The sequence below is a fragment of the Streptomyces populi genome (genome assembly GCF_002911015.1).
GTDB lineage: Bacteria > Actinomycetota > Actinomycetes > Streptomycetales > Streptomycetaceae > Streptomyces > Streptomyces populi.
On record NZ_KZ627023.1, the window covers coordinates 1 to 10,782 of the forward strand.

At 66.2% G+C, this 10,782-nt stretch carries 7 protein-coding genes; 6 read left to right on the forward strand and 1 reads right to left on the reverse strand.

Annotation, left to right across the window (positions count from 1 at the left end; translation table 11 throughout):
- From CW362_RS41045 to CW362_RS41060, 4 genes are all read left to right on the forward strand, one after another.
- On the forward strand, window positions 1–859 hold an 859-nt coding region (locus CW362_RS41045; protein ID WP_103554684.1), incomplete at its 5' end, for an SEC-C metal-binding domain-containing protein.
- A 178-nt stretch (window positions 860–1,037) separates the two neighbouring features.
- On the forward strand, window positions 1,038–2,618 hold the full coding sequence (locus CW362_RS41050) for an ATP-binding protein (RefSeq protein ID WP_103554685.1): 1,581 nt from the start codon (window positions 1,038–1,040) through the stop codon (window positions 2,616–2,618).
- Window positions 2,619–2,749: 131 nt separating this feature from the next.
- Window positions 2,750–5,653, forward strand: a complete 2,904-nt coding sequence (locus tag CW362_RS41055; RefSeq protein WP_103554688.1) for a Z1 domain-containing protein — start codon at window positions 2,750–2,752, stop codon at window positions 5,651–5,653.
- A gap of 101 nt (window positions 5,654–5,754) precedes the next feature.
- Complete coding sequence (locus CW362_RS41060; protein ID WP_162684404.1) at window positions 5,755–8,895, forward strand: DEAD/DEAH box helicase; 3,141 nt, start codon at window positions 5,755–5,757, stop codon at window positions 8,893–8,895.
- A 17-nt stretch (window positions 8,896–8,912) separates the two neighbouring features.
- On the opposite strand, the gene CW362_RS41065 is transcribed toward CW362_RS41060, so the two are convergent.
- Window positions 8,913–9,545: an ATP-binding protein gene (locus tag CW362_RS41065; RefSeq protein ID WP_103554686.1), complete on the reverse strand. Its 633-nt coding sequence runs from the start codon at window positions 9,543–9,545 to the stop codon at window positions 8,913–8,915.
- 215 nt (window positions 9,546–9,760) lie between these two features.
- Between CW362_RS41065 and CW362_RS41070 the strand changes: the two genes are divergently transcribed.
- Window positions 9,761–10,609: a helix-turn-helix domain-containing protein gene (locus CW362_RS41070; RefSeq protein WP_103554687.1), complete on the forward strand. Its 849-nt coding sequence runs from the start codon at window positions 9,761–9,763 to the stop codon at window positions 10,607–10,609.
- 2 nt (window positions 10,610–10,611) lie between these two features.
- A partial coding sequence (locus CW362_RS41075; protein ID WP_420856902.1) for a DUF397 domain-containing protein occupies window positions 10,612–10,782 on the forward strand: 171 nt, incomplete at its 3' end.

A 10,782-nucleotide genomic window follows, 5' to 3' on the forward strand; every position in this document is an offset into this window, starting at 1 on the left:
CGACCGCCTGCTCGCCTCGGACGCTCCGCTGGAGAAGCCGTACCTCGTACGCGCCCTGAAGGCGTCGAACCTGTGGGAGTACGACCACGAGGCCGAGGCCCGCGCGATCATCGACGGCGTCCGGGCCGCGGCCCCCCGCGACCCGGCCCCCTGGGTCATCGTGGCGGAGGCCCTGGAGTCGCACGACGAGCTGGAGGCGGCACAGGACACCTTCACCGAGGGAACGACCCTGCTCCTGACGGACGTACCGGAGCCCCCCTACTCCACGCTCCCCCTCCTGTTCGGCCGCCACCGGGTGCGCCGCATGCTGGGCGCGGCGCACGACGAGTGGGACGCCCTGGCCGACACCCTCCACTCGTCCCCGATCTCCCTGGACGAGCTCCACGACCCGAAGCGGATCTGGTCCCTCGGCTCGGACAACCCGGCGGAGCTCCAGGCCGAGATCACCCGCCTCCAGGCCGAACTGGGCGCCTACCGCGAGGCCCTGTCCCGCCCGTTCCCGGTGGCGGTCCTGCACTGGTCGGCCCCCGAACTCACGGAACTGACCACCGCGTACCCGGACCTCACCACCGAGTACCCCTCGCACGGCGAGCACCTGGCGACGATAGAGGCGTCCCTGCGCGAACTGGCGGGCTCCGGCACCCCGAACCTCGGCATCGTCACCGCCACGGTCCCCTCCTACGAGGCCTTCGCCGCCTCGGAGGCCTCGTCCCCCTCGGACACGACCCTGCTCCCCCAGTACGCGACGACCCTGGCGGCCAGGGGGCTGGCGGTGGCGTGGCCGCCGCAGCGGGGGGCGGAGTGCTGGTGCGGGTCGGAGGTCTCCTACGGGGAGTGCCACGGGGACCAGTACGCCTGAGCCCGACGGCGTCACACCCTTCGGAACGCGGCCCCTGGAACGTCTCCGGGGGCCGCGCTCGTATTCGTGCCGCCCCCGTCCCCCCTTCACAACCCGTTCACGCTAACGTCACACCTGACCTGCTGAACCGGCATGCCCACACACATCCCGGGCGTGTCCCTGCTCGCGAGGACCCTGTATGCCGCCCTACCAGCCGTCGTCCGACTGGCAGTTCGACGTGCCCACGAGCGGAAGCAAGCGGCTCCCCCCGGCGGCCAGGTCGTTCGAGTCGCTCGCGCACCAGGGCTACGGCTTCGAGGCGGCCATCGCCGACCTGATCGACAACTCGATCGACGCCGGGGCCGGCAACGTCGTCGTGAGCTTCCTGCGGGACACGGGCGAACGCGGCGGCCGGGACCGTCTCGTCGGCCTGCTCGTCATCGACGACGGTCACGGCATGGACGAGGCGGGCCTGGACACGGCGATGACCGTCGGCGGGCGCGAGGAGTACGCCGTCGGGGCCCTCGGGCACTTCGGCGCCGGGCTGAAGGCCGCCTCCCTCTCGCACGCCGACGCGCTCACCGTCATCAGCCGGACCAGGCGCAGTCCGTCGACCGGCCGCCGCTGGCTCACCGCCCGCGCGCAGGCCGACTTCACCTGCGACATCGTCGACGCGGCGTACTGCCAGGACCTGGTCGACCGCTACGACGGGATCATCGGCTGGCACGGCACGATCGTGCGCTGGGACCAGGTCCGCGCCTTCGAGACCATCACCGCCGGCCAGACCGACCGCTACCTCAACGACGCGATCGAGCGGCTGGAGACCCACCTCGGCCTCTACCTCCACCGCTTCCTCGCCCGCGACGGCTTCCACGTCGACATCGTCGTCGAGGACGTCCACACCCGGGAGGAGCTGGACCACCGGGGCGTCGAGCCCATCGACCCGTTCGGGTACCGGGTCCCGGGCCGCCCCGGCTATCCCCGTACCTACACCGCCCCCGTCGAAGGCCTCGGGGACGTACCGCTCACCGCGCACATATGGCCGCCCAAGTCTCCACTGGTCGCCTACCGCGGCATCGGTCCGCTCGCCGAGCGCCAGGGCTTCTACCTCTACCGCAACGACCGCCTCGTCCAGGCCGGCGGCTGGAACGACACCCGCAGCCCGGAGGGCCACCTCGCCCTCGCCAGGATCGCCCTGGACCTGCCGTCGGAGCCCAACGACGTGTTCTCCCTGACCGTCAAGAAGGACGGGGTCCAGGTCACCCCGGCGTTCGCCCGGGGACTGGAGAAGGCCACGGACGCCGCCACCGGCCACACCTTCGCCGACTACGTCCGTGACGCGGAGACCGCCTACCGCGAAGCCGCCAAGCGGCGCACGGAGGTCAGGCGCGCGGCCGTCATCCCGCCCGGCAAGGGCATCGACCCCAAGCTGAAGCGGACGCTGCGGGACGAACTGCCGCAGCTGGAGGGCGACGACCCCATCGCCTTCGTCTGGGCCAGGCTCGACGTGCCCGCCGACACCGACTCCGCCGACCTGCTCTTCACGATCGACCACAAGGAACGCCTGGTCACCCTCAACAAGGACTACCGGCACGCCTTCAACGGCGGCCGACGCGGGGGCTCCAACGACGCCCCGGTCCTCAAGAGCCTCCTCTACCTGATGCTCAACGAGATCTTCCAGAAGGAACGGGTCTGGGCCAACCAGACCGACAAGGTCACCCTGTGGAACAGCGTGCTCGTCGCCGCGGTACGGGCCGAACTCACCCGGGGCGAGGACTAGTCCACCGCCCTCTCCTCCTCCCTCCCCCGCACCTTCCCGTACACCAGAGAGGCCATCCGACCACCGTGACCGCCGAGAACGCCCCCGCTCCCGACCACCTCACCGACCTCCACGGCGAGGTGCTCGACGCGATGAGCCGGCGCGGCCCCAAGCACTTCGCCAAGCTCGCCTTCGCGCTCGCCGACGACGAGGAGCCGGCGGACGCGGACGTGACCGGGTTCCACGAGCGCATCCTGGCCGCGGCCCCCGGGGACGACCTGCTCGCCCTCTGGCGCCGCAAGCTCACCGCGTGGGACTTCGAGCAGTCCCCCGCCTGGTCGGCCACCGCGGCACGCACCCCGGAGCGCCGCGCCGAGGTCTACGGCAAGCTCGCGCTGGACGAGGACCTCCGCAAGGCGTTCGACGCCGTCGTCCCGGTCCACACGGAACCGGGCCCCGTCACCATCAGCCGCGAGTTCCGGCCCTGGTACACCCGGGAACAGGCGGCGAACCGCTCCTTCTACTGGGCGTCGTACGAGCGTCTGCTGCGCGGCAAGGGATGGCCCGACGCGGCGGTCTCCGGCCTGGACGAGGCCGCCCACGCCGTCGTGGAACGGCTGGCCGACCCCACCAGCGACACCCCTTACGGCGCGCGCGGACTGGTCGTCGGCTACGTGCAGTCCGGCAAGACCGCCAACTTCACCGGCGTCACAGCCAAGGCCATCGACGCGGGCTACCGCCTGGTCATCGTGCTGGGCGGCACCCTCAACCTGCTGCGCGGCCAGACCCAGCGCCGGCTCGACATGGAGCTGATCGGCCAGGAGAACATCCTGGGCGCGGCCGACCCCTCCGACCCGGACGCCCTGGTCGGGATCGACTACCAGGACGACGAGGACTGGCCCGCCAAGTTCGTCTCCTTCGGCGCCCGCCCCTCCGACCTCGGCGCCTTCGACATCGAGCGCCTGACCTCCCGCGACCGTGACTACATGTCCCTGGAACGCGGCATCAGCGCCCTGGAGTTCGAGAAGCCCGACCGCACCCGCCCGCTGCACGACCCGGCCAACCTGCACGCGGCCCGCGCGCGGATCATGGTCGTGAAGAAGAACAAGTCGGTGCTGGAGAAGCTGGTCAAGGACCTCAAGAAGATCGGCCCGATCCTCGGCGAGATCCCGGCCCTGATCATCGACGACGAGTCGGACCAGGCCTCCGTGAACACCACCGACCCGAAGAAGTGGGAGGACGGCAAGGTCACCCGCACGGCGATCAACGGCCAGATCAGCGCCCTGCTCAAGCTGCTCCCCCGCGCCCAGTACGTCGGTTACACGGCCACCCCCTTCGCCAACGTGTTCATCGACCCGGGCGACGAGGAGGACCTGTTCCCGCGCGACTTCCTGATCTCCCTGCCCCGGCCCACCGACTACATGGGCGTCCAGGACTTCCACGACCTGGACGGCTTCGAGGGCGACGAGGGCGAAGCCGAGAAGAAGCACGTCCGGGGCATCTACGACAGCACGGGCGACAAGCTCCAGGAAGCCTTGGACGCGTTCGTTCTCACGGGCGCGCTGAAGGTCTACCGCGCGGAGCACGGCGTTCCCTCCGGCCCGTTCCGGCACCACACGATGCTGGTGCACGAATCGGTCCGCATGGCGGAGCACGCGGCCCTCGCCCAGCGCATCAGAACCCTGTGGGAGAACTCCGCGCACACCGGCCCGGAAGGCCACGCGCGCCTGGCGGACCTCTTCGACAGGGACTTCCGCGCCTACGCGAACGGCTCCCTGCCCACCCCCGCGACCTACGCGGACCTCAAGCCGTACGTCAGCGAGGCCCGCCGCCTCATCAACCAGGGCGGCAGCCCCGTCATCGTCGTCAACGGCGAGAGCGAGCGCGACTACGCCCAGCCCGACCTGGACTTCGACCGCACCCCCAACGTGTGGAAGATCCTCGTGGGCGGCACCAAGCTGTCCCGCGGCTTCACGGTCGAGGGCCTGACGATCACGTACTACCGCCGCACGACGCAGCAGGCCGACACCCTGATGCAGATGGGCCGCTGGTTCGGCTTCCGCCCCGGCTACCGGGACCTGGTGCGGCTGTACATCGGCCGCGAGGAGGCACTCGGCCGCGGCCGCAACGCCAAGACCGTCGACCTGTACGAGGCCTTCGAGGCGATCTGCCGGGACGAGGAACTCTTCCGCGACGAACTGTCCCGCTACGCACCACTGGTGGACGGCCGCCCCCAGGTCACCCCCGCCCAGATCCCGCCCCTGGTCGCCCAGCACCTGCCCTGGGTGAAGCCGTCGGCCCGGAACAAGATGTTCAACGCGGAACTGGTGGAGGTGCGGTCGCCGGGCCAGATCATCGAGCCGACCGCTCACCCGAACACGGGCGCGGACCTGCATCACAACACGATGCTGTGGCGCCCCCTCCTTGACGACCTCCGGCCCGAACGCGAGGTGTTCACCTACCACCACCCGAGCAACGGCCGCTCCTACACTCTCTCCGCGTTCACGCACACGTTGTCCCATGAGCAGCTGATGGGGATCCTGGAGAACCTCCGGTGGTGGAACCCAGCTCCTTTCGAACCCCACTTGGAGTACTTGAGGAGCCTTCTGCGCGCGCCCCACCTGATAGACGACTGGCTCTTGATCGCCCCTCAACACACGTCGTCTGTACGCACGTTGACGGGCAGCATCGCTGGTAGTCGCCCCTTGGCTCTCTCTCACCGCCAGCGGCGTCGAGTCGAGATCTTCGGCAACATCAGTGACCCCAAGCACCGCGCTACGGCCCTGCGCATCTCGGGCGCCCTACCTCGAACCGAGGACGAGGTCACCGAACGTCACGTGACCGAGCGGCGGGGGAGCATCCTGCTGTATCCGGTAATTGAGGACGCTCCGGAGTCAACGGTCATCGATGGCCGCGTCGATCCGGGCAAGGTCGCCATGGTCTTCTCACTTGTGCCGCCGGCTGCCGCAAACAACGCCGCTCAGTCTTTGGTGCGCTTTAGGGCCATCGATTCCACTCGGGACACACCGATCACTGACCGACCTACGACTTCGTGAACGGCTCCGCTTACCCAGCTCCGGGAACTGGATCCGCTCCCTTTGTCAGTTGCTCCTGTTAGAACAGAGCCGCATCAACGTGCAGTCAAGGAGGGGGTCGTATGGCAGCGTCTCAGCAGCCCGGACAGCCGATACCGGGGGTCTACGAGAAGCTCATCACGCATGGCCTCCAGGAGGACGTCGGGCAGCTCGAAGCCATGGGCTGGAAGGTCATCGATGCCGAGGTAGGCGCCGAGTCAGCGCCACATGTCCTGGCCCGCCACCTTGGGGAGACGATCAGCCGCAGGCTCGGGCGGCTTCCACATGCGGACCAAGTCGCGGCCGCCAACAAGATCATGGCCGCCCTGGACGCCACGATCCCTTCTGACGTAGCGCCGGAAGAAAATCGCATCAGCGATGGCCCTCGGCAACTGCTGGCTCTTGCCGAGCAAGAGGCCCCCGGGGTCTACGCCATCCGACCGATGACACCGCTCTCCGAGACCGCCCTGATTACCAACTCGCGCGATGACCTTAGCCTTGGCGCGGAGCTCAGGGCGGAGCTGGCAACAGCCGACCGCATCGACCTTATCTGCGCCTTCGTGAAGTGGTACGGAATCCGCGTCCTCGAGGATGCCTTCCTATCCGCCAAGAGGCGCAATATCCCGATCCGTGTCATAACGACCACGTACATCGGCGCTACCGACCGTGCTGCCTTGGACCGGCTTGTCCGTGAATTCGGCGCGACGGTGAAGGTCAACTACGAGATCCGATCGACGCGCTTGCACGCGAAGGCGTGGCTTTTCCGCCGCGAAACAGGGTTTAGCACGGCTTACGTCGGCAGCTCTAACCTGTCCAAGGCGGCACTTCTCGATGGCCTTGAGTGGAATGTCCGCCTCTCCTCCGTAGCCACTCCGGCGGTGCTCCGCAAGTTTGAAGCCACCTTCGACTCGTACTGGGAAGACAGCGCCTTCGAGACGTACGACCCCGATCGCGACGGCAATCGGCTCGATGAGGCCCTCCTCGCAGCCGGCGGTAGCCGCTCCCCCGAGGAGTTGAAGATCAGCCTGTCCGGACTGGAGGTACGGCCCTTCCCGCACCAGCGCGACATGCTCGAACGGCTGCGCATCGAGCGGGAACTTCGCGGGCGTCACCGTAACCTGCTGGTCGCCGCGACAGGCACCGGCAAGACGGTCATGGCCGCGCTCGACTACCGCGACCTGCTACGGATGGCCGGCCGCGACCTGCGTCTGCTCTTCATTGCGCATCGGAAGGAGATCCTGAAGCAATCCCTACGCACCTACCGCGAGGTCCTCGACAACGCTTCCTTCGGCGAACTGCTCTTCAGCGGGGAGCTTCCGCGCGACTGGGACCATGTGTTCGCCAGCGTTCAGTCCCTAAGGGAGCAACGCCTCGAACAGCTTGATCCAGAGCACTTCGATGTGATCGTCATCGACGAGTTCCATCACGCCTCTGCCAGCACGTATCGCCGAGTCATCGAGCACTTCAAGCCCAAGCAGCTCCTCGGGCTCACTGCCACCCCAGAGCGTACGGACGGCACGAATGTCCAGGACGAGTTCTTTGACGGGCATATCGCTGCCGAGATGCGCCTGTGGGAAGCGCTGGAAAACGACCTACTGTGCCCGTTCCACTACTTCGGAACGCCTGACGGCACCGATCTGACGGCGCTGACCTGGCAGCGGGGCACCTACGATGACGATGAACTGAGCAACGTCTACACCGGCAACCACGCCCGAGCCCGGATCGTCGTCAAACAGATCCAAAGCAAGCTCACCAACATCAGCACGATGCGAGCTCTGGGCTTTTGTGTCAACAAGAAACACGCGCGCTTCATGGCCGACTTCTTCTGCGAAGCGGGCTTCAAGGCCAAGGCGCTCGACAGTGACTCCCCTCAAGCGGAGCGAGATGCAGCGCTTTCCCAACTGCGCACCGGGGAACTGCAAGTAATCTTCTCTGTCGACCTGTTCAACGAGGGGCTAGATATCCCCGATGTGGACACCTTGCTCCTGCTGCGCCCGACCAAAAGCGCGACCGTCTTCTTGCAACAGCTTGGGCGCGGACTCCGTCGCACTCCCAACAAGCCGGTCCTAACCGTACTCGACTTCATCGGGCAGCATCGCGCCGAGTTCCGCTTCGAGGAACAGTTTCGCGCAATGACTAACCTCACACGAAACCGCCTCATTGAGCACGCAGAGCGAGATTTTCCGCAGCTCCCATCCGGCTGCCAGATCATCCTCGAAGGTAAAGCGAAGGACTTGATCCTCGACAACATCCGCACACAGATCAAGGCTGATGTGCGGTCGCTAGCTAAAGAGGTCAGGTCATATAGGACGCACGGACTATCTGCCTATCTCGAAGAGAGCCGAAGAGAGATCAAGGAGCTCTATAGGGGCTCCAATTCCTGGACAGCCATCCTCCGTAAAGCGCAGTTGCTCGACGGCCCTGCTCCGGAAGGCGAGGAGGCCCTACTCAAGCGCGTCCATGCGTTCCTGCACGTGGATGACCCGGAACGCGCCGCAGCATACCTACGTCTCCTGTCGGACGAACCTCCCGCATATGAAAGCCTCAGCTTCACGGAACAGAGCTACGCTCGTATGCTGTTCTTCAACCTCTGGGACAAGGCAGGAGGGTTCTCCACCTACCAGGAGGGGCTCGACTCGCTTCAGCGCCAACCGAATCTACGCTCCGAGTTGCGACAGGTCCTCACCCACGTACAGGAGCGTTTCGACCACTATCCGGAAGATCTTTCTGGAACACTCCGAAACCTTCCGCTGAAGGTCCATAGCTCGTACAACCGCTCCGAGATCCTCGCCGCTCTAGGGATCGCTCGCATCGGCGGACAAATGCCCGGTTCTTTCTCTCAGGGAGTGACCTACTCGGACGAACTCAACACTGACGCATGCCTGATCACCTTCAACAAGGACGAGAAGGATTTCTCACCCACCGTTCGTTACAGGGATTACGCGCTGAGCTCGACCGAGTTCCACTGGGAGACACAGAACATCGTCTCCGAGAACACCCCAACCGGTCGGCGATACATGGAGCACGAACAGCAAGGCGGACACGTTCTGCTGTTCATGCGTCACTACAAGGACTCAGACATCGGCAAGTCAGAGCCGTGGATGCTGTTGGGCCCGGCAACCTACCAGGGGCACAAGGGCAGCAAGCCCATGGCGATCACGTGGAAGCTTCATCACCCACTCCCCGTTGATGTCTTCACCTACGCATCCATCGCTATGGCGTAAGGCGGGTGCAGGGGTGCTCAAGTCCCTCCAACCTGCACCTCGAATCGGGTCTGCGCACGATCGAGGACATCATCCGGGTCGTAGCCATGCGCCCGGAGCCAGAGAAGCACGTCCGCGATGACGTCGATCACGGTCTCTTCGGCGACTGATGCGGCCAATTTGCTGAAGCTCGAGCTACGGTGCTGCCTCACCGCCCCGTAGCCGTTCAGCAACACCTCAGCACGCGTGACGCCTGCCCCACGCACGTGACCGTGCGGCGAGGTAAGCCCCGTTGCCAGTTCGCACCATGTCACCTTGCGCTCCGGGTGAAGGAGGACACCCCAGCGAGTGGCGACAGCATCAACCAGAAACATGCCTCGGCCACCCTCGGCATCGCAAGCGGCACTCAACAGTGCAGGCAGGGCACGCGTGTCAGGGTCGTGGACCTCGATGCGGAGACGGGTGCCGTTCATCGAGACAGCGAGCGTTGCCGGGGTGCCTGCACCGACGTGGTCGATGACATTGGACACCAGCTCACTGACGCACAGCGCAGCCTCATCGGCGATCTCATGCAGCCCCCAGACCCCCAGGTGCAACCGCATGACGCGGCGCAGGGCGGCCACTTCCTCGGGTTCCGCGGTGAAGTCCAGTTCCCAAGGCTTCCGCGACATACACGCTTCTCGGATCACGAAGACCTCTCTCGTCGCATGCCATCTCCGCGTGGTCGCGGAGCGTCACGCATCCTCACGGGGAGTTGCATCGTGCTCAGAGTGGCGCGGGCACATCCCGTCGTGCAATGTGCACGGCGGGATTCCCACTTACGAGTGATTGGCTGGCGCACTCCTTGGCGAAAGACTGAACACCCTTCACCAGGAGAGGGGTTGGGATGGCCGGATCGCCGACCGCACGACGTCGACGTCTCTCGATCGAGCTGAAGAAGCTCCGTGAGCAGAACGAGCTGACCTGCGCGCAGGTCGGTGAGGCGTTGGACTGGAGCGGATCCAAGGTCAATCGCATGGAGACGGGCAGCGGCAGGGTCCAGCCGTCCGACGTCGATGCGCTGTGCCGGTTCTACTCCACCAGCGACGAGTTGCGTGAGTTCCTGAAGTCACTGGCCCGACAGGCCAGAACGCGCGGATGGTGGCAGGCGCACGGTTCCGGGGTCCCCGAGTGGTTCTCGATCTACATCGGCCTGGAGCAGGACGCGTCCACGTTCCGCCAGTACCAGTGCGAGTTGCTGCCCGGTCTCATGCAGACCACGGCGTACGCGTCCGAACTCCACACGACCGGAGCGCACATGACACCGGCCGACATCGAGCGTGCCGTGCGCGTCAGGCTGGAGCGACAATCCATGCTCACGCGGCCCGACGGTCCGGACGCCTGGTTCGTCCTGAACGAAGGCGCCCTCCGCAATGTCATCGGAGATCAGCCCCTGATGCGCGAGCAGCTCGAACGCCTCCTGGAGTCCATGGAGTTGCCGTCGGTGACATTGCAGGTCCTGCCCTTCGATTCGGGCACCTACCCGGCCACCGGGTCGTTCACGATGCTCGGGTTTCCCGACCCGGAGGATCCGGACATCGTCTATCGGGACGGCATCACCGACGCGATCTACTTGGAGGGCGAGCATCATGTTCGGGAGTACACCCGGGCGTTCGACGGCTTGAGAGCCGCCGCCCTGAGCCCTCAGCGCTCCAGAGAATTGATCGAATCAGTCCTGAAGGATTACGCGCGATGAGCATGGCAGAATCCGCCGTCCCCACCGGCTCGGCATGGTTCAGGTCCTCGTACAGCAACGGAGCCGGCGGTGAGTGCGTCGAATGCGCCTGCATCGGCCAGGGCATGTCGATACGCGACTCCAAGGCCGACCCCGGCCCCGTCGTCACCGTCGGCCGTCACAGCTGGCATGTC

Bases quoted from the DNA above. Each gene is read 5' to 3' on its own strand.
- CW362_RS41050 (WP_103554685.1), top strand. From the start codon at position 1,038: ATGCCGCCCTACCAGCCGTCGTCCGACTGGCAGTTCGACGTGCCCACG.
- CW362_RS41055 (WP_103554688.1), top strand. From the start codon at position 2,750: ATGAGCCGGCGCGGCCCCAAGCACTTCGCCAAGCTCGCCTTCGCGCTC.
- CW362_RS41060 (WP_162684404.1), top strand. From the start codon at position 5,755: ATGGCAGCGTCTCAGCAGCCCGGACAGCCGATACCGGGGGTCTACGAG.
- CW362_RS41065 (WP_103554686.1), bottom strand. From the start codon at position 9,545: ATGTCGCGGAAGCCTTGGGAACTGGACTTCACCGCGGAACCCGAGGAA.
- CW362_RS41070 (WP_103554687.1), top strand. From the start codon at position 9,761: ATGGCCGGATCGCCGACCGCACGACGTCGACGTCTCTCGATCGAGCTG.